General features: G+C 70.1%; 19 protein-coding genes. 14 read left to right on the top strand and 5 right to left on the bottom strand.

Going from position 1 to position 25,122, the window contains the following annotated elements:
* Positions 1-235: 235 nt before the first annotated feature.
* The gene (locus tag ABZ845_RS16530) at positions 236-631 is read right to left on the bottom strand and encodes a helix-turn-helix domain-containing protein (RefSeq protein ID WP_360979339.1); all 396 of its coding nucleotides are present in this window, start codon (positions 629-631) and stop codon (positions 236-238) included.
* A 66-nt stretch (positions 632-697) separates the two neighbouring features.
* Positions 698-1,663 carry a CAP domain-containing protein gene (locus ABZ845_RS16525; protein ID WP_360979336.1) on the bottom strand — a complete coding sequence of 322 codons (966 nt, stop codon included), beginning with the start codon at positions 1,661-1,663 and terminating at the stop codon, positions 698-700.
* A gap of 142 nt (positions 1,664-1,805) precedes the next feature.
* Between ABZ845_RS16525 and ABZ845_RS16520 the strand changes: the two genes are divergently transcribed.
* From ABZ845_RS16520 to ABZ845_RS16505, 4 genes are all read left to right on the top strand, one after another.
* A complete protein-coding gene (locus ABZ845_RS16520; RefSeq protein ID WP_360979333.1) occupies positions 1,806-2,090 on the top strand; it encodes an acylphosphatase in 285 nt (94 codons plus the stop codon).
* A 379-nt stretch (positions 2,091-2,469) separates the two neighbouring features.
* Positions 2,470-2,673: a hypothetical protein gene (locus ABZ845_RS16515; protein WP_059131751.1), complete on the top strand. Its 204-nt coding sequence runs from the start codon at positions 2,470-2,472 to the stop codon at positions 2,671-2,673.
* 254 nt (positions 2,674-2,927) lie between these two features.
* Positions 2,928-6,482 carry a chromosome segregation protein SMC gene (gene smc / locus ABZ845_RS16510; protein WP_360979330.1) on the top strand — a complete coding sequence of 1,185 codons (3,555 nt, stop codon included), beginning with the start codon at positions 2,928-2,930 and terminating at the stop codon, positions 6,480-6,482.
* A 271-nt stretch (positions 6,483-6,753) separates the two neighbouring features.
* A complete protein-coding gene (locus ABZ845_RS16505) occupies positions 6,754-8,172 on the top strand; it encodes a sugar porter family MFS transporter (protein ID WP_360979327.1) in 1,419 nt (472 codons plus the stop codon).
* A gap of 114 nt (positions 8,173-8,286) precedes the next feature.
* Here ABZ845_RS16505 and ABZ845_RS16500 read toward each other — a convergent pair whose 3' ends face one another.
* Positions 8,287-9,258, bottom strand: coding sequence for an LLM class flavin-dependent oxidoreductase (locus ABZ845_RS16500; protein WP_360979324.1), 972 nt, complete (start codon positions 9,256-9,258; stop codon positions 8,287-8,289).
* A 136-nt stretch (positions 9,259-9,394) separates the two neighbouring features.
* Between ABZ845_RS16500 and ftsY the strand changes: the two genes are divergently transcribed.
* Entirely contained in the window at positions 9,395-10,606 is a 1,212-nt protein-coding gene (ftsY, locus tag ABZ845_RS16495; protein ID WP_360979322.1) for a signal recognition particle-docking protein FtsY, read from the top strand.
* 217 nt (positions 10,607-10,823) lie between these two features.
* Here the strand turns inward: ftsY and ABZ845_RS16490 are convergent, their stop codons facing one another.
* Positions 10,824-11,486, bottom strand: coding sequence for a bifunctional DNA primase/polymerase (locus ABZ845_RS16490; RefSeq protein WP_360979319.1), 663 nt, complete (start codon positions 11,484-11,486; stop codon positions 10,824-10,826).
* Positions 11,487-11,936: 450 nt separating this feature from the next.
* On the opposite strand from ABZ845_RS16490, the gene ABZ845_RS16485 reads away from it, so the two are divergent.
* From ABZ845_RS16485 to ftsH, 6 genes are all read left to right on the top strand, one after another.
* Positions 11,937-13,436, top strand: a complete 1,500-nt coding sequence (locus ABZ845_RS16485) for a hypothetical protein (protein WP_360979316.1) — start codon at positions 11,937-11,939, stop codon at positions 13,434-13,436.
* Positions 13,437-13,906: 470 nt separating this feature from the next.
* Positions 13,907-15,304 (top strand): ammonium transporter, encoded by a 1,398-nt coding sequence (locus ABZ845_RS16480; RefSeq protein ID WP_360979313.1) that lies wholly within the window; start codon positions 13,907-13,909, stop codon positions 15,302-15,304.
* Entirely contained in the window at positions 15,301-15,639 is a 339-nt protein-coding gene (locus ABZ845_RS16475) for a P-II family nitrogen regulator (RefSeq protein WP_360979310.1), read from the top strand. Before ABZ845_RS16480 ends, ABZ845_RS16475 begins: the two co-directional genes overlap by 4 nt.
* A 41-nt stretch (positions 15,640-15,680) precedes the next feature.
* Positions 15,681-18,137 carry a [protein-PII] uridylyltransferase gene (locus tag ABZ845_RS16470; RefSeq protein WP_360979307.1) on the top strand — a complete coding sequence of 819 codons (2,457 nt, stop codon included), beginning with the start codon at positions 15,681-15,683 and terminating at the stop codon, positions 18,135-18,137.
* A gap of 130 nt (positions 18,138-18,267) precedes the next feature.
* Positions 18,268-19,818 (top strand): signal recognition particle protein, encoded by a 1,551-nt coding sequence (gene ffh, locus ABZ845_RS16465; protein WP_360979304.1) that lies wholly within the window; start codon positions 18,268-18,270, stop codon positions 19,816-19,818.
* Between the two features lie 95 nt (positions 19,819-19,913).
* On the top strand, positions 19,914-21,842 hold the full coding sequence (ftsH, locus tag ABZ845_RS16460; RefSeq protein ID WP_360979301.1) for an ATP-dependent zinc metalloprotease FtsH: 1,929 nt from the start codon (positions 19,914-19,916) through the stop codon (positions 21,840-21,842).
* Positions 21,843-21,926: 84 nt separating this feature from the next.
* Here ftsH and ABZ845_RS16455 read toward each other — a convergent pair whose 3' ends face one another.
* Positions 21,927-22,778, bottom strand: coding sequence for an SAM-dependent methyltransferase (locus ABZ845_RS16455; protein ID WP_360979298.1), 852 nt, complete (start codon positions 22,776-22,778; stop codon positions 21,927-21,929).
* Positions 22,779-23,403: 625 nt separating this feature from the next.
* Here ABZ845_RS16455 and ABZ845_RS16450 point away from each other — a divergent pair.
* The 3 genes from ABZ845_RS16450 (at position 23,404) to ABZ845_RS16440 (ending at position 25,035) form a co-directional block, all read left to right on the top strand.
* Positions 23,404-24,000, top strand: coding sequence for a hypothetical protein (locus ABZ845_RS16450; protein WP_360979295.1), 597 nt, complete (start codon positions 23,404-23,406; stop codon positions 23,998-24,000).
* Positions 24,001-24,370: 370 nt separating this feature from the next.
* Complete coding sequence (rpsP, locus tag ABZ845_RS16445; protein ID WP_360979292.1) at positions 24,371-24,793, top strand: 30S ribosomal protein S16; 423 nt, start codon at positions 24,371-24,373, stop codon at positions 24,791-24,793.
* A 2-nt stretch (positions 24,794-24,795) separates the two neighbouring features.
* The gene (locus ABZ845_RS16440) at positions 24,796-25,035 is read left to right on the top strand and encodes an RNA-binding protein (protein WP_327353152.1); all 240 of its coding nucleotides are present in this window, start codon (positions 24,796-24,798) and stop codon (positions 25,033-25,035) included.
* Positions 25,036-25,122 lie beyond the last annotated feature (87 nt).

The following is a 25,122-nucleotide window of genomic DNA, read 5'->3' as shown; positions in this document are numbered from 1 at the left end:
CGGGGCGCGGGGAACTGCGCAAATCCCCCAACGTACGGGCAGCCGACGACGCACGTGATCAGGGGCGCGGGGAACTGCGCAAAACCCCCAACGCACGGGCAGCCGACGACGCACGGATCAGGGGCGCGGGGAACTGCGCAAATCCCCCAACGTACGGGCAGCCGACGACGCACGTGATCAGGGGCGCGGGGAACTGCGCAAAACCCCCAACGCACCCGCAGGGACAACGCACTGCTCAGCCCGCACGAACCTCGTCATACCGCCGCCGAGCGCACAGCACCTCATCCATCCGCCCCTCCACCGCGTGGATAAGCTCGAGCAGCCGCTCAGCAACCTCCCGCCCGAGCGGCGTCAGCTCATAATCCACGCGCGGCGGATTGGTCAGCTGCGCCTCACGCCGCACAAGCCCGTCTCGCTCCAGCGCATGCAACGTCTGCGACAGCATCTTCTCGCTGACGCCATCGACCCGCCGACGCAGAGCATTGAAGCGCAACGATCCTTCGTACAGCGCTCCGAGCGTGAGCGACCCCCACCGTCCGGTGACGTGTTCCAGCGTGCCCCGCGACGGGCAGGCCTTGGAGAACACGTCGTACGGAAGGTCGTTCTCCTCAGGCTCCTGTGCGGCGTCCATACCCGAAGCCTACGCGAACACAGCGCTCACCATCAGGCAGCGCTGCCCCACGGCAAGCGCCGCGAATCAGTACCCGAAGTCCTGCGTCCACCAGGGACCGCCGTCCCCGAAGTGCACCCCGACGCCGAGCGTCTGGAAGTCGCAGTTCAGTATGTTCGCGCGGTGACCGGGGCTGGCCATCCAGGCGTCCATCACGTCCTGCGGGGTCGTCTGGCCCCGGGCTATGTTCTCGCCGCCCAGGTCCGTTATGCCGAGCCCGGCCGCACGGTCCCAGGGGTCCTTGCCATCGGGGTCGGTGTGGTCGAAGAAGTCCAGGGTGGCCATTTCCGCGCTGAACGCCTCCGCCAGCTTCCGCAGCGGACCGTTCGGGGTCACGGGGCTGCAGCCCACCTTGGCCCGCTCGTCGTTCACCAGCTTGAGCACCTCATTGGCGGCAGCGGAGTCGCTCGTCACCTTCGCGGGCGAGGTGGACTGCCCCTGCCCCTTCTGCTTGCCCTTCTGGGCCGGCGGCGCGACCGTCGCGGGCTTCGTCGCCGCGGGCGACGGTGTGTGCGCGGGCTTCTGCGAGGGCACCGAAGCCGGCGGGGCGGCAGGCGCGGACGGCGCGGCGGTGGGCGTGCCCGCGCGGTCGGAGTTCCGGCTGGTGGAGGTGGACCCGCGGCCGTCGGCGGCGGTACCGTTCGTGCCGCCCTGCTGGGTGGCGAAGCCCGACGGGGCGGTGCCCCCGGCCTGCGCGTCGTTCGAGTCGCCGCTCACCGTGAAGTTCTTGCCGCCGGGCAGTACGCCGGCGGCGACGGCGACCGTGCCCAGCGCGACGGCCGCCGAGACGCCCAGCAGCCCGGTGCGCACGGGGGTCGCGGCCTTCTTCTTGCGATGAGAGCGGGTCGCGGCCCGTTCAGCCTCCAGGACCGCGGCGAAGCCGTAGAGGTTTTCCGGTCCGTAACGCTCCGCGGGGGGCTCGGTCTTCTGAGTCACCCCGTTCGCGCGGCCGAGGGCGGCGCGTCCGGCGTCGGAGCGTCGGTGGCGTCCCATCTGCTGGCCTTCCTGGTCTTGCAGTCAGCGCCACTCACTCGATCGAGTGAGTTTCACATGAGCTTCATATGGGTGGGGACGCTACCGCATGGCGCAAGGGGAGGAAGTGCCCAGTGGGACTTTGTCCGGTTAGCGTGCACCCATGCATGACGAAGAGACTCGGCTTGTCGCATGGGTGCGCGGACGGGTGCAAGGTGTGGGTTTCCGCTGGTTCACCCGGGCCAAGGCACTGGAGATCGGCGGGCTCAGCGGCTTCGCCCTGAATCTGGACGACGGCCGGGTCCAGGTGGTAGCCGAGGGCTCCAGGCGGGGGTGTGAGGGCCTGCTGGACTGGCTCAGGGGCGACGACACACCCGGGCGGGTGGACGGAGTCACTGAGATTTGGGACACCCCTCGGGGCGGCTACGAGGGCTTCGCGGTCCGCTGAGGGCGTGCCCGAAAACCCGCCCGTGAAAGCGGAGGGACATGCCACCGGCACCTGCCCGAAGCAGAAAGGGCCTGGTGGTTGCCAAGAATCGCTTGTCATGGCAGGCTCCGCGGATAAGGATGATCTCCATACCCGCCGACGCCCGCAGGAGTCGCGGCGCGGCCCGTCAAGGGCCGCGTGCCCCCGGGCCGCCCGCCATTGCGCGGTGTGATCGTGTTGACCGTCAAACTTTTTGGTGAGACGCTGAAAGCCCCGCGCACCTTAGCTGTTTGGCATGTAAGAACGGCGCAAGAACTGAAGAGTGCCAAGCACCGCGGGTGCGATTCCCTCACGACCCACACCGATTCGGTCGGTCACTCAGTGTGGAGGACCATCCATCATGGCAAAGGCGCTTCTCGGTTACGTCGGCGGCTCTGACCCGCGACTCCTCGCCGAGATGCGACGGCTGCAGCAGCGCGTCCAGGAACTCGAATCCGAGCTCGGACGTATCCAGGCGGAGAACGACGCGCTGACGGCTGCCGCTTCTCACGACAGGATCATGGAGAGCGTCGATGCACACCAGGCGGAGCCTGCGCTCACCTGACCGCTGCGTCGCTCCACGACAGTACACGCAGTAGCACACGCAGTGGTTGGGCCGCCCGTATCAACCGCTAAGTTGTCAGAGTTGCAAGGGACGCCTCGGCGTCCCTTCTTTCTTTCCTGTCTGACCCTTGAATGACCCTGCGATGCCCCCGCGCACCCTTCCAGTCTCTTTAACGGATGGTGTGCCCTGCGCGTTCAGAGGTGAAACCGCGGGTTCATGGAGTGGGAAACCGGCGGAAGGTAGAGTCCAGCGGCGTGCACCTCAAGGCCCTGACCCTTCGCGGGTTCAAATCGTTCGCCTCGGCGACCACACTCCGGTTCGAACCGGGGATCACGTGTGTCGTGGGCCCGAACGGTTCGGGCAAGTCCAATGTCGTGGACGCGCTCAGCTGGGTCATGGGCGAGCAGGGCGCCAAATCCCTGCGTGGCGGCAAGATGGAGGACGTCATCTTCGCCGGCACCACCGGCCGCCCGCCGCTCGGCCGCGCCGAGGTGTCCCTGACCATCGACAACACCGATGGCGCCCTCCCGATCGAGTACTCCGAGGTCACCATCACGCGGATCATGTTCCGCAACGGAGGCAGCGAGTACCAGATCAACGGCGACACCTGCCGGCTGCTCGACATCCAGGACCTGCTCTCCGACTCCGGCATCGGACGCGAGATGCACGTGATCGTCGGCCAGGGCCAGCTCGACTCCGTGCTGCATGCCGACCCGATGGGCCGCCGCGCCTTCATCGAAGAGGCCGCGGGTGTGCTCAAGCATCGCAAGCGCAAGGAGAAGGCGCTGCGCAAGCTGGACGCGATGCAGGCGAACCTCGCCCGCGTCCAGGACCTCACCGACGAACTGCGCCGTCAGCTCAAGCCGCTGGGACGGCAGGCCGCCGTCGCGCGCCGGGCCGCCGTCATCCAGGCCGACCTGCGCGACGCCCGGCTGCGCCTGCTCGCCGACGACCTCGTACGGCTGCGGGAGGCGCTCAAGGCCGAGGTCGCGGACGAGGCCGCGCTCAAGGAGCGCAAGGAAACCGCCGAGACCGAACTGAAGAAGGCACTCCAGCGCGAGGCGCTCCTGGAGGACGAGGTACGGCAGCTGACGCCCCGTCTTCAGCGTGCCCAGCAGACCTGGTACGAGCTGTCCCGGCTCGCGGAGCGGGTACGCGGCACCATCTCGCTCGCCGACGCGCGCGTGAAGAGCGCGACCTCGGCGCCGCCCGAGGAACGCCGCGGACGTGACCCCGAGGACATGGAGCGCGAGGCCGCCCGCATCCGCGAGCAGGAGGCCGAGCTGGAGGCCGCGCTGGAAGCGGCCGAGCGCGCCCTGGACGACACCGTCGCGCACCGGGCCGAACTGGAACGCGAACTGGCGATCGAGGAACGGCGGCTGAAGGACGTGGCCCGGGCCATCGCGGACCGCCGTGAGGGGCTCGCCCGGCTGAACGGGCAGGTGGGCGCGGCACGTTCGCGCGCCGCCTCCGCCCAGGCCGAGATCGACCGCCTCGCCGCCGCCCGCGACGAGGCGCAGGAGCGTGCCGTCGCAGCCCAGGAAGAGTACGAGGCGCTCAAGGCCGAGGTCGACGGGCTCGACGCAGGTGACGCCCACCTGGCCGAGCAGCACGAGGCGGCGAAGCGGACCCTCGCCGAGGCCGAGGCGGCCCTGACGGCGGCCCGTGAGGCGGCCACCGCGGCGGAGCGCCGTCGCGCGGCACTCGTGGCCCGGCACGAGGCCCTCGCCCTGGGCCTGCGCCGCAAGGACGGCACGGGCGCCCTGCTGAGCGCGCGGGACCATCTGACAGGACTGCTGGGCCCGGCGGCCGAACTGCTCTCGGTCACCCCCGGCTACGAGGCCCCCCTCGCCGCCGCCTTCGGTGCGGCGGCGGACGCGATCGCGGTCGACACCCCGGCATCGGCGGCAGAGGCGATCCGGCTGCTGCGCAAGCAGGACGCGGGCCGCGCGGCGCTGCTGCTGAGCGGCGCCCCGCAGGACGTACCGGAGCAGCCGCCCGCCGCCGGGGCACCGTACGCCGCCGATCTCGTGCGCGGTCCCGGCGAGCTGATGCCCTCCGTACGTCGGCTGCTGCGCGGCATCGTCGTGGTGGACACCCTGGAGGAGGCCGAGGAACTCGTCTACTCGCGCCCCGATCTGACCGCTGTCACCGCCGAGGGCGACCTGCTCGGGGCGCACTTCGCGCACGGCGGTTCCGCCGGTGCGCCGAGCCTCCTGGAGGTGCAGGCGTCCGTGGACGAGGCCGCCGCCGAGCTGGAGGAACTCGCCGTCCGGTGCGAGGAACTGGCCGGGGAGCAGCAGCTCGCCGTGGAGCGCCGCAAGGAGTGCGCCGTCCTGGTCGAGGAACTGGGGGAGCGGCGCAGGGCCGCCGACCGGGAGAAGTCCTCCGTCGCCCAGCAGCTGGGCCGGCTGGCCGGGCAGGCGCGGGGCGCCGCCGGGGAGGCCGAGCGTTCCACCGCCGCCGCGGCCCGCGCGCAGGAGGCCCTGGAGAAGGCCCTGGGAGAGGTCGAGGAACTCGCCGAGCGGCTCGCCGTCGCCGAGGAGATGCCGGTGGAGGAGGAGCCCGACACCTCCGCACGCGACCGGCTCGCCGCCGACGGGGCGAACGCACGGCAGACCGAGATGGAGGCCCGCCTCCAGGTCCGTACCCACGAGGAGCGGGTCAAGGGGCTGGCCGGACGCGCCGACTCCCTCGACCGGGGTGCGCGCGCCGAACGCGAGGCACGCGCGCGTGCCGAGCAGCGGCAGGCCCGGCTGCGGCACGAGGCCGCCGTCGCGGAGGCAGTCGCCTCCGGCGCCCGGCAGCTCCTCGCCCATGTCGAGGTCTCCCTGCACCGCGCCGAGGCGGAGCGCACCGCCGCCGACGCGGCCAAGGCCCGCCGTGAGCAGCAGCTCGCCGCCGCCCGCACGGAGGGCCGCGACCTCAAGGCGGAGCTCGACAAACTCACAGACTCCGTCCACCGCGGTGAGGTGCTCGGCGCCGAGAAGCGGCTGCGGATCGAGCAGCTGGAGACCAAGGCGCTGGAGGAACTCGGCGTCGAGCCGACCGGGCTGATCAGCGAGTACGGTCCCCACCAGCCGGTGCCGCCCTCGCCGCCGGCCGAGGGCGAGGAGCTTCCCGAGGACCCCGAGCACCCCCGCAACCAGCCACGCCGCTTTGTGCGCGGCGAGCAGGAGAAGCGCCTCAGGGCCGCCGAACGCTCCTACCAGCAGCTCGGCAAGGTCAACCCGCTGGCCCTGGAGGAGTTCGCGGCGCTGGAGGAACGCCATAAGTTCCTCAGCGAGCAGTTGGAGGACCTCAAGAAGACGCGAGCCGACCTGCTTCAGGTGGTGAAGGAGGTGGACGAGCGCGTCGAGCAGGTCTTCACCGAGGCATACCGGGACACCGCGCGCGAGTTCGAGGGCGTCTTCAGCCGCCTGTTCCCGGGCGGCGACGGGCGCCTCGTGCTGACCGATCCCGACAACATGCTCACCACGGGCGTGGACGTAGAGGCGCGCCCGCCGGGCAAGAAGGTCAAGCGGCTCTCCCTGCTCTCCGGCGGCGAGCGCTCGCTGACCGCCGTGGCCCTGCTCGTGTCCATCTTCAAGGCCCGGCCCAGCCCGTTCTACGTCATGGACGAGGTCGAGGCGGCTCTCGACGACACCAACCTGCAGCGGCTGATCCGGATCATGCAGGAGCTGCAGGAGGCCTCGCAGCTGATCGTGATCACGCACCAGAAGCGGACCATGGAGGTCGCCGACGCGCTGTACGGCGTCTCCATGCAGGGCGACGGTGTGTCGAAGGTCATCTCGCAGCGGCTGCGCTAGCTGCCCCACCGGGTAGGTGCGCCCTACACCATCATGACCTGCACCAGCAGGCGCCTTCAACTAATGAACGCATCCGTTGCGTCACCCCCGTGAGTTCTCCGCTGAACCTTCACGCCACCCGGGGTATTGACTTCGAAACTTGAAGGCATAGTCTTCGCAACGTTGCTTTTACCTTCAGGTGTCGCCGCATTCGTGTAGTCGTATCCGTCGACACCCGAGAGGGCCCACCCCCACCCCGGCAGCGTTGCCGGGGGCCCGAGGAGTTGTTTCCGTGACCAGCACAGCGCAGGCACCCCAGCCAGGAGCCAGGACGGCGCCTCCCGAAAACCTGGGACATGTCATCTTCATCGCGGCGGCGGCCGCGATGGGAGGCTTCCTCTTCGGCTACGACAGCTCCGTGATCAACGGCGCCGTCGAGGCCATCCGGGACCGCTACGACATCGGCTCCGCGGCGCTCGCCCAGGTCATCGCCATCGCCCTGATCGGCTGCGCCATCGGCGCCGCCACCGCCGGCCGCATAGCCGACCGCATCGGCCGCATCCGGTGCATGCAGATCGCCGCGGTCCTCTTCATCATCAGCGCCGTCGGCTCCGCCCTGCCCTTCGCCCTGTGGGACCTCGCCCTGTGGCGCATCATCGGCGGCTTCGCCATCGGCATGGCCTCCGTGATCGGCCCCGCCTACATCGCCGAGGTCGCCCCGCCCGCCTACCGCGGCCGGCTCGGCTCCTTCCAGCAGGCGGCGATCGTCGTCGGCATCGCCATCTCGCAGCTGGTCAACTGGGGTCTGCTGAACGCCGCCGGCGGCGACCAGCGCGGCAAGCTGATGGGCCTGGAAGCCTGGCAGGTCATGCTCGGCGTGATGGTCGTGCCGGCCGTCCTGTACGGCCTGCTCTCCCTCGCCATCCCCGAGTCCCCGCGCTTCCTGCTCTCCGTCGGCAAGCGTGACCGCGCCCGCGCGATCCTCGCCGAGGTCGAAGGCGAGCGTTCCGACCTCGACGCCCGCGTCGCCGAGATCGAGCACGCCATGAAGAGCGAGCACAGGTCCACGTTCAAGGACCTGCTCGGCGGCGGCTTCTTCTTCAAGCCGATCGTCTGGGTCGGCATCGGACTGTCGGTGTTCCAGCAGTTCGTGGGCATCAACGTCGCGTTCTACTACTCCTCGACGCTGTGGCAGTCGGTCGGTGTCGACCCCTCGGACTCGTTCTTCTACTCGTTCACGACGTCGATCATCAACATCATCGGCACCGTGATCGCGATGATCTTCGTGGACCGTGTCGGCCGCAAGCCGCTGGCCGTCATCGGCTCCGTCGGCATGGCGGTCGGCCTCGCCCTGGAGGCATGGGCCTTCTCCTCGCACCTGGTCGACGGCAGGCTGCCGGGCACCCAGGGCTGGGTCGCCCTCGTCGCGGCCCATGTGTTCGTGCTCTTCTTCGCCCTGTCCTGGGGCGTGGTCGTCTGGGTCATGCTCGGTGAGATGTTCCCGAACAAGATCCGCGCCGCCGCCCTGGGAGTGGCCGCGGCAGCGCAGTGGGTCGCCAACTGGGCCATCACCGCGAGCTTCCCCTCGCTGGCCGACTGGAACCTGTCCGTGACCTACGTGATCTACGCGGTCTTCGCCGCGCTCTCCATCCCCTTCGTCCTGAAGTTCGTGAAGGAGACGAAGGGCAAGTCACTGGAGGAGATGGGCTGACCCGCCCCACTGAGCTCGAGGAGAAGGGCTCAAGTCCCCGCTGCCCCTCTCCTCGTACCCTTCCGCCGCCCCCGCCCGGTCACTGCCCGGGCGGGGGCGGCGGCATTCCGGGCGTCAGTCACCCAGGCCCGGCAGGACTTCCTCCGCGAACAGCCGCAGGCTCCGCCGGCCCTCCTCCAGCGGCATCCCGCCCGCCAGCGGATGCAGCACGAGACTGTCCAGGCCCTGCGTCCGGCACTCGTCCGGGGTGAGGATCCGGTAGACGCCCTCCGCGCGCAGCTCGTCCACCGTCGTCGCGGCCGACTTCACCGCCGAGCGGATGTCCCCGGACTGCCAGGAGGCGTACGTCCGCGCCTCGTGCAGGAAGTGGTGCCCGTACTCGGCCCATGCCCGGTCCGGGTCCTCGGCGATGTGCAGCAGCGGGGTCTCGGCCGCGGGCATCATCGTCCAGCCCTCCGTCCCGTACTCGGCGAGCCGCTCCTTGTAGTACGCCTCCAGCTCGGGCATGTGGGCGCTCGGGAAGAACGGCAGCCCGAGGCGGGCGGCACGGCGGGCCGCGGCCTTCGAGGAGCCGCCGACCAGCAGCAGGGGGTGCGGCTGGGTGTACGGGCGCGGCGTGACGCGTACGGTACGGCCGCGATGGATGAACTCCTCGCCGGTCCACGCTTTCAGCAGAGTCTCCAGCAGCTCGTCCTGAAGCCTTCCGCGCCGCTTCCACTCCACGTCGAAGAGGGCGTACTCCTCCGGCCGGTACCCGATGCCCGCGACCGTGACCAGACGGCCGCCGCTGAGCAGGTCCAGAACGGCGATCTCCTCGGCCAGGCGCAGCGGGTCGTGCAGCGGGCCGATGATCGCGGAGACGGTGACCGCGATGTTCCGGGTGGCGCCGAAGACGGCTGCCGCGAAGGCGAACGGCGAGGGCAGCCAGTTGTTAGCGGCGCCGTGGTGCTCCTCCGTCTGCACGGTGGTGATCCCGTGCTCGTCGGCGTACGCGGCCATCTCCACGGCGGCCCGGTAGCGGGCGTGGAGCGAGGCGGGGGTCGCGCCGGGCTCCACGAGGTTGAAACGTACGACCGTGACGGGCATGGCGGGGTCCCCTTCGCCTTGGCCGGGCGGGTGTGCGGTGGGACGTTAGCTGACGGAACGTCAGACATCCAGGGCCGTGAAACCCCGGAGCCGCCGCCGAACCGCCCGGGGGCCGGTCACGCATACTGGACGCGTTATGGAAACCGTCATCCTTGCTGTAGTCATCGCCGTGGTCGTGATCGGCGCGCTCGGCGGGCTGATCGTCAGCAGCCGGCGCAGAAAGCCGCTGCCTCCGGCGCCCCCGACGACGCCCGACATCACCGCCCCTCCGGCCGAGCCGCACGTCGGCGAAGAAGCCGAGACACCGAGCGACGAAGAACGCCGGACGATCGAGGAGGTGGGTCTTCCCGGCGGTTCCGCTCCTGTCGCCGTCGAGGAGCCGCCGTCCGTCGAAGCGCCCGAAGCGCCGCCGATCGAGATCCCCGAACCGGCCGCCGGGCGCCTGGTGCGCCTGCGTGCCCGACTGTCCCGCTCGCAGAACGCGCTCGGCAAGGGGCTGCTCACGCTCCTGTCCCGCGAGCACCTCGACGACGAGACCTGGGAGGAGATCGAGGACACGCTGCTGACCGCGGACGTCGGCGTGCAGCCCACCCAGGAACTGGTCGAACGGCTGCGCGAGCGCGTCAAGGTGCTCGGCACCCGTACGCCCCAGGAACTGCGGACGCTCCTGCGTGAGGAACTGCTCACGCTGGTCGGCACCGACATGGACCGCACGGTCCGCACCGAACCGGAGTCCACCAAGCCCGGCATCGTGATGGTCGTCGGCGTCAACGGCACCGGCAAGACCACCACCACCGGCAAGCTCGCCCGCGTCCTGGTGGCCGACGGCCGCAGCGTCGTCCTCGGCGCCGCCGACACCTTCCGTGCCGCCGCCGCCGACCAGCTCCAGACCTGGGGCGAGCGCGTCGGCGCCCACACCGTGCGCGGGCCGGAGGCCGGTGACCCCGCCTCCGTCGCCTTCGACGCGGTCAAGGAGGGCAAGGAGATCGCCGCCGACGTCGTGCTCATCGACACGGCCGGCCGCCTGCACACCAAGACCGGCCTCATGGACGAGCTCGGCAAGGTCAAGCGCGTCGTGGAGAAGCACGCCCCGATCGACGAGGTGCTGCTCGTGCTCGACGCCACGACCGGGCAGAACGGTCTCGTGCAGGCCCGTGTCTTCGCCGAGGTGGTCGACATCACCGGAATCGTGCTCACCAAGCTCGACGGCACGGCCAAGGGCGGCATCGTGGTCGCGGTCCAGCGTGATCTGGGTGTACCGGTGAAGTTGGTGGGCCTCGGCGAGGGCGCCGACGACCTGGCACCCTTCGAACCGGAAGCGTTCGTGGACGCGCTGATCGGCGACTGACGGCTCGAGTCACAGGTCCCGTACCCGAGGGCCCCACTCCCAGCTGAGAAGGGAGTGGGGCCCGGTCACGTTCGCCACCCAGGGGTGCGGGGGACTGCGCAAGAACGCCCGACGCACGGGCAGCCGACGGCGCGCCGCGGGACAGGGGCGCGGGGAACTGCGCAAAAACGGCCAAGCAGCCGCAGGCGAGGCGCAGAGACGCGAGCCCCCAGCGACGTCAGACCCGCGACCGATGCGCCACGTACGCCAACGTGCCGATCAGCAGCCGCGCAGCGGGCGGCTTCGTCGCCGAGTCGAGCGCGGGCGAGCGCAGCCACCGCACGGGACCCAGGCCGCCACGGTCCGAGGGCGGGGCGGTGATGTACGCGCCCGGACCCAGGGCGTGGAGGTCGAGGGAGGTGTCGTCCCACGCCATCCGGTACAGCAGATCGGGCAGCTCGGCGGCCGATCCGGGAGCGACGAAGAAGTGGGCGCGGCCCTCGGGCGTCGCGATCACCGGCCCGAGAGGCAGGCCCATGCGCTCCAGCCGGACCAGCGCACGCCGCCCCGCCGCCTCGGCGACCTCGATCACATCGAACGCGTGGCCGACCGGCAGCATCACGGCCGCCCCCGGGACCTCGGCCCAGGCATCCGTCGCCTCGTCGAGTGTCGCCCCCGCACGTACGACAGGGGTGGAGTCCAGCGGATGCGCGCCAGGCGCGGGGCAGTCCCGTCTGCCGCAGGAACAGGCACCCGCGACCGCCCTGGCGCCGGGCACCACGTCCCAGCCCCACAGTCCGGCGTACTCGGCCACGGCCGTGCACTCCGAGGAGCGGCCCCGGCGTCGTGCGCCGGGCCGGATCTCGCGGATCACCCGCGTGCCGCCGATCGTGAAGCCCATGCCCCCTCCAACGGGTCCAGCGCACCGATGGTTACGCGACGGAAGCAATTCGTGACGTTGTGTGATCAATTCGGCAGCGGACGCCGCGAGTTCCGGGTTGCGTCCCGGCGCACCTTGGGTAGTGCGTCTGGTGGCGCGCGCCGGTCAATGCCACGCTCCATCCGCTTTCGGCCGTCATGTGTCAAGTGAATCGCGCGAAGGCCGCAGTGGGTTCATTCGAAGGGGTGGCGAATGGTGGCGCTTCTGGAATCGCCATGGCTGTGCCCGTGATCGTGGGACTACGGTGAGTGCGCAAGTCCAAGGGATGCATGCACTCGTGGGTATGCCGGAGGCAACCCGGGCCCCGTCCGAACGGGTGAGAACCGCCGGACGCGGAACCCTGGCCACCGGCATTCTGGTAGGGCTTGGCGCACACAGCGCACAAGTGGTTTCAGGGATGGGGGCGTTCCAGTGGGCGGCAACGGCGGCGGCAACGACGGCGGCGGTACTGGTAGCGGTACCAACGCTGACAAGCGCCCGAACGAGCTGCTCGGCTCGTGGTTCGCGCGCAGCGGCTGGTCCAAGGGAGAGCTGGCGCGCCAGGTCAACCGCAGAGCCCGCCAGATGGGGGCCGCCCATATCTCCACGGACACCTCCAGGGTGCGCCGCTGGCTCGACGGGGAGAACCCGCGCGAGCCGATCCCGCGCATCCTCTCGGAGCTGTTCTCGGAGCGCTTCGGCTGTGTGGTCGCCGTCGAGGACCTCGGGCTGCGCGCCGCTCACCAGTCACCCTCCGTGTCCGGCATCGACCTGCCCTGGACGGGGCCGCAGACGGTCGCGCTGATCAGCGAGTTCTCCCGCAGCGACCTGATGCTCGCCCGGCGAGGCTTCCTCGGAAGCTCGCTCGCCCTGTCCGCGGGCCCCACGCTCATCGAGCCCATGCAGCGCTGGCTCGTGCCCGGACCCACCACCTCGCGCGAGGAACTCGACACGGCCCCCTCGGGGCGAGGCCGGGGCCGGCTGTCCCAGCCCGAGCTCGATCTCCTCGAGGTCACCACCGTGATGTTCCGCAAGTGGGACGCCCAGTGCGGCGGCGGGCTGCGACGCAAGGCCGTCGTCGGCCAGCTGCACGAGGTGACCGACCTCCTCCAGGAGACCCAGACCGAGTCCACCGCAAGGCGGCTGTTCAAGGTGGCCGCCGAGCTTGCCGAGCTGGCCGGCTGGATGAGCTACGACGTCGGGCTGCAGCCCACCGCGCAGAAGTACTTCGTCCTCGCCCTGCACGCCGCGAAGGAGGCGGGCGACAAGCCGCTCGGCTCGTACGTCCTCTCCAGCATGAGCCGTCAGATGATCCACCTCGGGCGGCCCGACGACGCCCTGGAACTCATCCACCTCGCCCAGTACGGCAGCCGTGACTGCGCCGGCCCGCGCACCCAGGCCATGCTGTATGCGATGGAGGCCCGCGCGTACGCGAACATGGGCCAGCCCGGCAAGTGCAAGCGGGCCGTCCGTATGGCCGAGGCCACCTTCGGTGACGCGGCCGAGTTCGACGAGCCCGAACCCGACTGGATCCGCTTCTTCTCCGAAGCCGAGCTGTACGCGGAGAACGCCCACTCCTACCGCGACCTCGCCTATGTCGCGGGCCGCAGCCCCGCATACGCCTCCATGGCCGAGCCTCTGATGCAGCGGGCCGTAGACCTTTTCGCCACGGACACCGTGCACCAGCGGTCGTACGCACTCAACCTCATCGGCATGGCCACCGTGCACCTCCTCCAGCGTGAACCCGAGCAGGGCGCGGTGATGGCAAGGCGGTCCATGGAAATCGCCAGAAAGGTGCGGTCCGAACGGGTGAACACGCGTATTCGCAAAACCGTCGACACGGCCGTGCGCGATTTCGGTGATCTTTCAGAGGTCGCCGAATTGACCGATCATCTCGCCACCCATCTCCCCGAGACCGCAGAAGCTGTCTGACCCCTCCGGGCCCACCAGACCCCCTGGGCCCCCTGAGACCCCGGCCGCGGCCGCCATCCCGAACCGCCCGACTCGGCTCCCCCATGCCAGGTCATCGGATGGCGTCGCGGTCGGTCCGCATTCCGTGCCCTGAGCAATGGGCACGACCTGAAACAACGGGCATGCCCTGGACAAAGGGCAGGACCTGAGCGATGCGCACGACCTGGCCGACCCGCACGGCCTGAATAGGCGCGGGTAAGCGCGCGCCCTGCGAGAGGTTGCGCCACGATAACGATCAGCACCACCGGCATCCGGCAGTTCACCCGCGCGTAACACGTTCGGCGCCTTCGTCACTGCGGCGAAACATCGAGGGGCAACGACCGAAACCGCACTGCGTCAATCTCATGGCGCATAACCGGCCCACCCCTCATGACCGCATCGCTCCCAGGCTTCGCCCCCACGGGGCCGCACCAACCGACGAGGAGACGCCGATGGCACCAGCCGCCATCATGCTTGCGGCGGACGCACCCAAGCTGTCGTCCGCCAACACAGGCTTCATGCTGATCTGTTCCGCCCTGGTGATGCTGATGACCCCGGGCCTGGCCTTCTTCTACGGAGGCATGGTCCGTGTCAAAAGCACCCTGAACATGCTGATGATGAGCTTCATCAGCCTGGGGATCGTCACCATCCTGTGGGTGCTCTACGGCTTCTCCCTGTCCTTCGGAACCGACAAGGGCTCCCTCATCGGCTGGACCTCCGACTGGGTCGGCTTCAGCGGCATCGGCAAGACGGACCTCTGGCCCGGCTACACCATCCCCGTCTTCGTCTTCGCCGTCTTCCAGCTGATGTTCGCCATCATCACGCCGGCCCTGATAAGTGGTGCCCTGGCGGACCGCGTGAAGTTCTCCGCCTGGTCGCTCTTCCTGGTGCTGTGGGTCACGATCGTCTACTTCCCCGTCGCCCACTGGGTCTGGGGCACCGGCGGCTGGGCCTTCAAACTCGGTGTGATCGACTTCGCCGGCGGTACCGCGGTGCACATCAACGCCGGTGCGGCGGCACTCGGCGTGATCCTCGTCATCGGCAAGCGCGTCGGCTTCAAGAAGGACCCGATGCGCCCGCACAGCCTCCCGCTGGTCATGCTCGGCGCCGGTCTCCTGTGGTTCGGCTGGTTCGGCTTCAACGCCGGCTCATGGCTCGGCAACGACGACGGCGTCGGCCCGCTGATGTTCGTCAACACGCAGGTCGCCACCGGCGCCGCCATGCTGGCCTGGCTCGCCTACGAGAAGATCCGCCACGGCGCGTTCACCACGCTGGGCGCCGCCTCCGGCGCGGTCGCCGGCCTCGTCGCGATCACCCCGTCCGGCGGCGCGGTCTCCCCGCTCGGCGCCATCGCCGTCGGTGCCATCGCAGGTGTCCTGTGTGCCATGGCCGTAGGCCTCAAGTACAGGTTCGGCTTCGACGACTCGCTCGACGTCGTCGGCGTCCACATGGTCGGCGGTGTGCTCGGCTCGCTGCTCATCGGGTTCTTCGCCAGCGGCGAGGGTCAGTCCTCCGTCAAGGGCCTCTTCTACGGCGGCGGCATGACCCAGTTCTGGAAGCAGTGCGCCGGTGTCTTCGCGGTCCTCGCCTACTCCCTGATCGTCTCCGCCGTCCTCGCCTTCCTCCTCGACAAGACGATCGGGATGCGCGTCACCGAGGACGAGGAGATCTCCGGCATCGACCAGGCCGAGCACGCTGAGACCGCGTACGAATTCAGCGGCGCGGGTGGCGGTGTCATCGGGTCGGCGCTCTCGGCCCTGGCCGCCACGGAGAGCAAGAGGCCGGCCAAGGAGAGCGAGAAGGCCGCCAAGGGCGAGACGGCTTCGGAGACCAAGAAGGTGGACGCATGAAGCTCATCACCGCCGTCGTCAAACCCCACCGGCTCGACGAGATCAAGGAGGCCCTCCAGGCCTTCGGCGTCCACGGCCTGACCGTCACCGAAGCAAGCGGTTACGGTCGTCAGCGAGGACACACCGAGGTCTACCGCGGTGCCGAGTACACCGTCGACCTGGTACCCAAGATCCGTATAGAGGTACTGGCCGAGGACGACGACGCCGAACAAATCGTCGAGGTGATCGTCAAGGCCGCCCGCACCGGCAAGATCGGAGACGGCAAGGTCTGGTCCGTCCCCGTCGAGACGGCCGTCCGGGTCAGGACCGGCGAGCGCGGCCCCGACGCGCTGTAGAGCTCCGGCTCTGCAAAGGACCGAGGAACAGGAGTCGCTGGGTGACGAGCACGGACGTACGCACGGAAGCAGAAGGCTCGGGACCCAGCGGCTACGCGGCGGCCCGGCTGCGCCTCCTCCAGGAGGAGGCGCAGTCCGGGCCGCCGCGCCGTTCCGCCCTGGCGGGGCTCACGGACGACTGGCTCGCCGAACTGTTCACCGCCGGTGCCGAAGCCGAAGGACTGCGCGGCGTCTCCCTCGTCGCCACCGGCGGCTACGGCCGAGGCGAACTGTCCCCCCGCAGCGACCTCGACCTCCTGCTGCTCCACGACGGCGGGGACGGCAAAGCCGTCGCCGCCCTCGCCGACCGCCTCTGGTACCCCATCTGGGACCTCGGCCTCGCCCTGGACCACTCCGTACGCACCCCCGCCGAAGCCCGCAAGACCGCCACCGAGGACATCAAGGCCCAGCTCGGCCTCCTCGACGCACGCCACCTCGCGGGCGACCCCGGCCTCACCGCCGGAATGCGCACCGCCGTCCTCGCCGACTGGCGCAACCAAGCCCCCAAACGCCTGCCCGAACTCCGGGAACTGTGCGCCGAACGCGCCGAACGCCAAGGCGAGCTCCAATACCTCCTGGAGCCCGACCTCAAGGAGGCGCGGGGCGGACTGCGCGACACCACCGCCCTGCGCGCGGTCGCCGCCTCCTGGCTCGCCGACGCTCCCCGCGAGGGCCTCGCCGACGCCCGACGCCGGCTCCTGGACGTACGGGACGCCCTCCACCTCGCCACCGGCCGCGCCACCGACCGGCTCGCGCTCCAGGAACAGGACCAGGTCGCCGCAGAACTCGGCCTCCTGGACGCCGACACCCTGCTGCGCCAGGTGTACGAGGCCGCCCGCGTCATCTCCTACGCCAGCGACGTGACCTGGCGCGAAGTGGGACGCGTCCTGCGCTCCCGTGCCGTACGGCCACGACTGCGCGCCATGCTGGGCGGCACCAAACCGGTCACCGAGCGCTCCCCGCTCGCCGAGGGCGTCGTGGAGCAGGACGGAGAAGTCGTCCTCGCCCGGACCGCCCGGCCCGAACGCGACCCCGTACTGCCCCTGCGTGCCGCCGCTGCCGCCGCCCAGGCAGGCATTCCGCTCTCGCTGCACGCGGTCCGGCGCATGGCCGCGGGCCTCCGCCCCCTGCCCACCCCCTGGCCCGCCGAAGCCAGGGAACAGCTCGTGACCCTCCTCGGCTCCGGCCGCCCGACCGTGGAGGTCTGGGAGGCGCTCGAAGCCGAAGGACTCATCACCTGCCTGCTGCCCGACTGGGAACGCGTCCGCTGCCGCCCGCAGCGCAACGCCGTCCACCTGTGGACCGTCGACCGGCACCTGATCGAGACAGCCGTACGCGCCTCCGAAATGACCCGGCGCGTCGGCAGGCCCGACCTCCTCCTCGTCGCCGCACTCCTGCACGACATCGGAAAGGGCTGGCCCGGCGACCACTCCGTGGCCGGCGAGATCATCGCGCGCGATGTGGCGGCCCGTATCGGCTTCGACCGCGACGACGCGACCGTCCTCGCCACCCTCGTACGCCACCATCTGCTGCTCGTGGAGACGGCGACCCGACGCGACCTGGACGACCCCGCCACCGTCCGCTCGGTCGCCGACGCCGTCGGCACCCAGAGCACCCTCGAACTGCTGCATGCCCTGACCGAGGCGGATGCCCTGGCCACCGGCCCGGCCGCCTGGTCCGCCTGGCGCGCCTCCCTCGTCGCCGACCTGGTCACCCGCGTCGCCGCCGTTCTCGCCGGGAACACCCCCGCCGAACCCGAGCCCGCCGCGCCCAGCGCCGAACAGGAACGGCTCACCATCGAGGCGTTCCGCACGGGCGGCCCGGTACTGGCCCTGCGCGCCCAGACCGAGCCCACGGCCGATGCGGAGCCGACCGGGGAACCCGAACCGCTCGGCGTGGAACTCGTGATCGCCGTACCGGACCAGCCGGGCGTGCTCCCGGCGGTCTCCGGAGTCCTGGCCATGCACCGTCTGACCGTCCGCACCGCCGAACTCAGCAGCCTGGGCCTTCCGGCCGACGTGGACGAGGGCTCCGTACTGCTTCTGAACTGGCGCGTCGCGGCGGAGTACGGCTCGCTGCCGCAGGCCGCCCGCCTGCGCGCCGACCTCGTACGCGCCCTGGACGGCTCCCTGGACATCGAGGCACGCCTGGCGGAGCGGGACGCGGCCTACCCGCGCCGCAGGGGCGTCCTCGCGCCGCCACCCCGGGTGACGGTCGCGTCGGCGGCCTCCCGGCACGCGACGGTGATCGAGGTACGGGCACAGGACGCTCCGGGGTTGCTGTTCCGGATCGGGGCGGCACTGGAGAAGGCGAGGGTGCGGGTGCGGAGCATGCATGTGTCGACGTTGGGGGCCAACGCCGTGGACGCCTTCTACGTGACGTCGGCTGTGGGCGAGCCTCTGGGGGAGGAGGAGGCCGCCTCGGCGGCGAGGGTGCTGGAGGAGACCTTGCGGGGGTGACCTGGGGCCGGGCTCGTGGGAGCGTCCGTCCCCACCACCCGATCACAGTGGGTGGGGACGATTTGCTTGCGGGGCCGGATACCCTGGAGGGCAGCCCGAATGACCCCGACTCCCGAGGACCGACGTCGCCGTGTTCGATACCCTCTCCGACCGCCTCAGCGCGACTTTCAAGAGCCTCCGCGGGAAAGGCAGGCTTTCCGAGGCGGACATCGACGCCACGGCGCGCGAGATCCGTATCGCACTCCTCGAAGCCGACGTGGCCCTCCCGGTCGTCCGGGCGTTCATCAAGAACGTCAAGGAAAGGTGCCTCGGCGCTGAGGTCTCCAAGGCACTGAACCCCGCGCAGCAGGTTCTCAAGATCGTCAACGACGAGCTGGTGACGGTGCTCGGCGGCGAGACCCGCCGCCTGCGCTTCGCCAAGCAGCCTCCGACGGTCATCATGCTCGCCGGTCTCCAGGGTGCCGGTAAGACGACCCTCGCCGGAAAGCTCGCCAAGTGGCTCAAGGAACAGGGCCACTCCCCGCTGCTGGTCGCCTGTGACCTCCAGCGCCCCAACGCCGTCAACCAGCTGAGCGTCGTCGCCGAGCGCGCGGGCGTGGCGGTCTACGCGCCCGAGCCGGGCAACGGCGTCGGCGATCCGGTCAAGGTCGCCAAGGACTCCATCGACTTCGCGAAGACGAAGGTCCACGACATCGTGATCGTGGACACCGCCGGCCGCCTCGGCATCGACCAGGAGATGATGCAGCAGGCCGCTGACATCAGGGATGCCGTCAGCCCCGACGAGATCCTGTTCGTCGTCGACGCCATGATCGGTCAGGACGCCGTCAACACGGCCGAGGCCTTCCGGGACGGCGTCGGCTTCGACGGTGTGGTGCTCTCCAAGCTCGACGGTGACGCGCGCGGTGGTGCGGCCCTGTCCATCCGCCACATGACCGGCAAGCCGATCATGTTCGCGTCGAACGGCGAGAAGCTCGATGACTTCGACGCCTTCCACCCGGACCGGATGGCCTCCCGCATCCTCGACATGGGCGACCTGCTCACCCTGATCGAGCAGGCGGAGAAGACGTTCAGCCAGGAAGAGGCCGAGAAGATGGCCTCCAAGCTGGCGTCGAAGAAGGGCCAGGACTTCACCCTGGACGACTTCCTGGCCCAGATGGAGCAGGTCAGGAAGATGGGCTCCATCTCCAAGCTGCTCGGCATGCTCCCGGGCATGGGCCAGATCAAGGACCAGATCAACAACCTGGACGAGCGGGACGTCGACCGTACGGCCGCGATCATCAAGTCGATGACCCCGGGTGAGCGCCAGGAACCGACGATCATCAACGGCTCGCGCCGCGCACGTATCGCCAAGGGCTCCGGCGTCGAGGTCAGCGCGGTCAAGAACCTCGTGGAGCGGTTCTTCGAGGCCCGCAAGATGATGTCCCGCATGGCCCAGGGCGGTGGCATGCCCGGTATGCCGGGGATCCCGGGCATGGGCGGCGGCCCCGGCCGCACCAAGAAGCAGCCGAAGAAGGCCAAGGGCAAGCAGCGTTCCGGTAACCCGATGAAGCGCAAGCAGCAGGAACTCGAGGAGGCGCAGCGCCGTGAGGCGGCTGCCCAGGGCGGTGGCGCCTTCCCCCTGCCCCAGCAGGGCGGCAAGGACTTCGAGCTTCCGGACGAGTTCAAGAAGTTCATGGGCTGAGGCCCGACCAGCAAGTACGACGTCGAGGGCGCCCCTGAGCCGAGGGGCGCCCTCAGCGCATGCCGGGCTCAGCCGTCTGTCGTACCGTCCGAAGTATGAGCAATGCCGCGCCACCACGTAAGACCCCGGACAAACCGTGGCGCACCGAGGGCACGCCGGAGGAGCCGCCCCGCCGTCCCGGCGGCAGAAGGATGCGCGGCGGCTGGTGGGGTCTGATCGTCGCCGCGGTGGTGGTCTTCCTGATCGCCTATGGCGCGCTGTCGTACTACACCTCGACCGGTGAGCCGGCGATCTCGTACACGGAGTTCAGCAGGCAGGTCGACAGCGGGAACGTCACCAAGATCTACTCCAAGGGCGATGCGATCCAGGGTCAGCTCAGGAGCGCCCAGCCGAAGCCGGGCGGTGGGACGTACACCAAGTTCAAGACTCAGCGTCCGGCCTTCGCCGATGACAGACTGTGGCAGAGCCTGATCAAGCACCATGTGACGGTGACGGCGCAGCCGGTGGTGCAGGAGCGCGGGTTTCTGTCCAATCTGCTGCTGTCGCTGCTGCCGATCGTGGTGCTGGTGGCGGCGTGGATCCTCATCGCCCGGCGGGTGAGATCGGGCATGGGCGGGATGGGCGGCATGCTCGGCCGCAAGGCGCCGCCCAAGCCGGTGGAACTGCATCCGGGGACGAAGCGCACGACCTTCGCCGATGTGGCCGGGATCGACGAGGTCAAGGGCGAGCTGGATGACGTCGTCGACTTCCTCAAGAATCCGGATGAATACCGCAGGATGGGCGCGAAGATGCCGCGCGGTGTGCTGCTCACGGGTCCGCCGGGCACGGGCAAGACACTGCTGGCGCGGGCGGTGGCGGGTGAGGCGGGGGTGCCGTTCTTCTCGGCGTCGGCCTCGGAGTTCATCGAGATGATCGTTGGTGTCGGCGCCTCGCGTGTCCGTGAGCTGTTCGCCGAGGCCCGCAAGATGGCTCCGTCGATCATCTTCATCGACGAGATCGACACGATCGGGCGGATGCGCGGCGGCGGTGCCTCCGTGGGCGGACACGATGAGCGTGAGCAGACGCTGAACCAGATCCTGACCGAGATGGACGGCTTCTCCGGTTCGGAGGGCGTGATCGTCATCGCGGCGACGAACCGCGCGGACATCCTGGACCCGGCGCTGACCCGGCCGGGTCGTTTCGACCGGCTGGTCAACGTCTCGCCGCCGGACCGCGAGGGGCGCGAGGCCATCCTGAGGATCCATACGCGGGACATCCCCCTGGCGTCCGGCGTGGACCTGGCTCAGGTGGCGCGGGTGACGCCGGGCATGACGGGCGCGGAGCTGGCCAACCTCGCCAACGAGGCGGCCTTGCTGGCGGTCAAGCGTGGGCAGCGGGAGGTGGCGCAGCCCGACCTCATGGAGGCGCTCGAGAAGGTGCAGCTGGGTGCCGAGCGCCCGCTGGTGATGCCGGAGGAGGAGCGCCGACGCACCGCCTACCACGAGAGCGGTCACGCCCTGCTGGGCATGCTGCAGCCGGGCGCCGACCCGGTCCGGAAGATCACCATCGTGCCGCGTGGGCGGGCGCTCGGGGTGACGCTGTCGACCCCGGAGGCGGACCGGTACTCATACACCGAGGAGTATCTGCGCGGTCGGATCATCGGTGCGCTGGGCGGTATGGCGGCGGAGTGTGTGGTCTACGGGGTGATCACTACGGGTTCCGAGAACGACCTGGAGCAGGTCACCAACATCGCCCGTGGCATGGTCGCCCGCTGGGGAATGAGCGAGCGGGTGGGCCGCTTCTCGGCTCTGCCGAACGACGCCCAGCAGGCGTACGGACTCGCGGCGGCACCGCAGACGCTGGACATGATCGAGAGCGAGATGCGGCGCGTCGTGGACGAGTGCTACGAGGAGGCGTGCCGCAAGCTCCTCGATCACCGGGGGCAGCTGGACGCGCTGGCGGAGGCGCTGCTGGTGAACGAGACCCTGGAGGAGGCCGAGGCATACCGGATCGCGGGGGTGCTGCGGGTGCGGAAGGAGGACTGATCACCTTCGGTGGGCTTCGGGCGCGGTGCCCCTGCGGGGCGTGCGGAGGATCTGCGCAGTTCCCCGCGTCCCCGACAGAGGGCCCTAGGGGACCCGGGCGATCAGGTACCGGAACACGTTCGGCATCCACACCGTGCCGTCCGCGCGGCGGTAGGCGTGCAGGGCCTCTGCCAGTTCCTTGTCGACCTGCCCGGGGTCCGTCGCGTCGATCGCGGCGTCGAAGAACCCGGTCGACAGCAGCCCCCGAATCGCGCTGCAGGTGTCGGCGTACCCGAACGGGCAGGCCACCCGCCCCGATCCGTCCGGACGCAGCCCGCAGCGTTGCGCCGCCTCCTCCAGATCGTCGCGCCGCGCGGGTCGCCAGCCGTCCGTGTCCCGTTCGGAATCAGCCAGTTTCGCGGCGATGCGGAGTACGGACGAGGTGCTGCATCGTTCCGGCGGGCCCCAGCCGGTGACCACCACGGCGGCTCCGCGTTCGGCGAGCGGGACCGCCTGGGCGAGCCGTTCCGCAAGGCGGCCCCCGGTGGCGCCCGCAGCGTGTCCGAGCGGCTCGAAGGCGGTCAGCAGGTTGTACGCCGGTGCTCCGGGGGCGGGCGTCGCGTCACGCGGGAGACCGTCGACGACCCGGGTGTGCCTGCCCCGTGTCGCCGGCTGGAGCCGCTCACGGGCGAGGTCCAGCCGCTCGCCTACGCCGCGGTCGACGCCGGTGACCGAGGCGCCCCGGGAGGCGGCCAGCAGCAGGGCCAGCCCCGTACCGCATCCGAGCCCCAGCAGCCGGGTCCGCGGGCCCACCTCCAGGCGCTCGTAGACAGCCTCGTAGAGCGGTACGAGCATCCGTTCCTGTATCTCGGCCCAGTCACGCGCACGCGCGCGCCGGTCCACGCACAAAGCCGCCCCCGCGCGGGGGCGGTGCTGCCGCGCGAGCGTTGGTGTCATCGAAAACGCCCCAATCAGCGAGAGTGCCGCCGTGCCCGATCCCGTACCCCCGTGTCGTGCGCTCGTGCTCCCCCGTGGTTCCCGTATGCCAGGTAACTCCGCGCCCGACGAGGCGTCCAGGGGGTGCGGCGCACTCCTTGTGAGCTGTTTGTGCGCCCCTGCCCCCCATTGCGCCCCGGTGAGGCGCGCCTTCAGGCCGATGTTCGCGCGATCAAGGGCGGGAGAGCGGTTCTGGCCAAGGTCCACGCAGAACGCGGGGAGGAATGCCCGGCCGAACACCCGGTGACCGTAGGGTGTCTGGTCACCGGGGACGGGCTGCTGTCCAGGGCCGATGGCGGCTCGGGTAACGCCGCGGGCGTCGCGTGCGCTGATGGAGATACGAGGAGAGCGGCCGAAACGCCTCTTGCGCATCCGCAGACCCCAGGAGCCCCGGCGCGCGTATCTCGGTTACGTGCCGGGTCGTATGCGTTACTACGCACCGTCCTGTCGTGAGCTGCGAGGCTTCTCCATGGATCGGCGCACACGCCCTCGTCGGGGCGCATCACATACAACTGACGGGTAAGTGCAAATTATTTGGGATGCCCCGGAATAGGAACACGGGAGCACTCAGGCTCGTTGTCATTACGTGAGCACGACACCAACTGTTCTCGCCGCAGAGCTGGCGCAGGCGTGGGCCGATATCCAGAGGTACCACTCCGAGCTGCCTGATCTTGCCGCGCCCGAGTCCTTGATCGGGGAGTCGTCGTCCGCCTGCGGGCACGAACTCTCCTTCGAACGACTGCTTCATGAGGCAGTCCATGGCATCGCCGCCGCCCGCGGGGTACGCGACACCTCCCGCGCCGGCCGCTATCACAACCGCAGATTCCTCTCCATCGCCGAGGAGCTGGGCCTGGACCACCCGGAGGAACCGCACCCGAGCAGCGGCTTCTCCCTGGTCACGCTCAACCCCGAGGCGAAGCGGCGCTACCGGCCCACGATGGAGCGCCTCCAGCGTGCGCTGAAGGCGCACACGGTGGCCACGGCCGCGGACACGGCCCAGTCGTTCCGGGGTCCGGCGGCACGGCACGGCTCCTCAGGGGGTGGCGTCCGGGTCAAGGCCGTCTGCGACTGCGGGCGCAACGTCCGCGTCGTTCCCTCGGTCCTGGCCCAGGCCCCGATCATGTGCGGCGGCTGCGGGAAGCCGTTCCGCATCCCGGAGCCGGTGGGGGCGGCGGCAAGCTGAAGTACGGCTGCTCGTGGCAGCCGTACTCGGCGAGTTCCTCTCCCTCTCCGGGTTCCCCGCGCACACAAGCGCGGGTCGTCTTAGGAAAACGCAGTCCGTACGGTTCGCACGGACGCGGCAGCACCTGTGAAGCGCCGGGGGGCGTGGTCTAGCCCGGGGGCCCGGCGCCGGGTGTTCCTTTGTCATGCCCGCAAGCACTTGCCGGGCCGAAGCCCCCCACCGGGTATGGCACAATGGCTAGCTGTACTCGACAGTCGCACAGGACCCCTCTCTCCTCCGGCTGACGCGTCCATCGGGCATTCGGGTACCGCAGCCCCACGCGGCCGACCCGCCGTGCCCTACCACGTCAAATCCAGGAGAACCCACTCCCGTGGCAGTCAAGATCAAGCTGAAGCGTCTGGGCAAGATCCGTTCGCCTCACTACCGCATCGTCGTCGCCGACTCCCGCACCCGTCGTGACGGCCGTGCGATCGAGGAGATCGGCAAGTACCACCCGACGTACAACCCGTCGGTCATGGAGGTCGACGCCGAGCGCGTGGCGTACTGGCTCTCCGTCGGCGCCCAGCCGACCGAGCCCGTCCTCGCCATCCTGAAGAAGACCGGCGACTGGCAGAAGTTCAAGGGCGAGCCCGCCCCGGCTCCGCTGCTGGTGGCCGAGCCCAAGTCGACGCGTCCGTCCTTCGAGGCTCTCGGCGGCGACGACGAGGGCAAGGGTGAGGCCATCACCCAGAAGAAGAAGGCTGAGAAGAAGGACGAGGCTGCCGCCGAGTCCTCCGAGTCGACCGAGGCCTGAGCATGCTCGAGGAGGCTCTCGAGCACCTCGTGAAGGGCATCGTCGACAACCCTGACGATGTGCAGGTGGCCTCGCGCACCCTGCGTCGCGGGCGTGTGCTGGAGGTCCGGGTCCACCCCGACGACCTCGGCAAGGTGATCGGCCGCAACGGCCGCACCGCACGCGCCCTGCGTACCGTCGTGGGTGCCATCGGCGGGCGCGGTGTCCGTGTCGACCTCGTCGACGTGGACCAAGTCCGCTGACGTTTTCGCAGCACCGGCTCGGGCCGGGGAGGGCCACTGGGCCGTCCCCGGCCCGTAGTCGTATGGCCGGACCGCGGGACACGCGGC

It is taken from the genome of Streptomyces sp. NPDC047022 (assembly GCF_040644155.1).
In the GTDB taxonomy this organism is placed as follows: domain Bacteria; phylum Actinomycetota; class Actinomycetes; order Streptomycetales; family Streptomycetaceae; genus Streptomyces.
The sequence above is the reverse complement of the archived record's forward strand: the minus strand, read 5'-3'. Positions and strand labels throughout refer to the sequence as shown.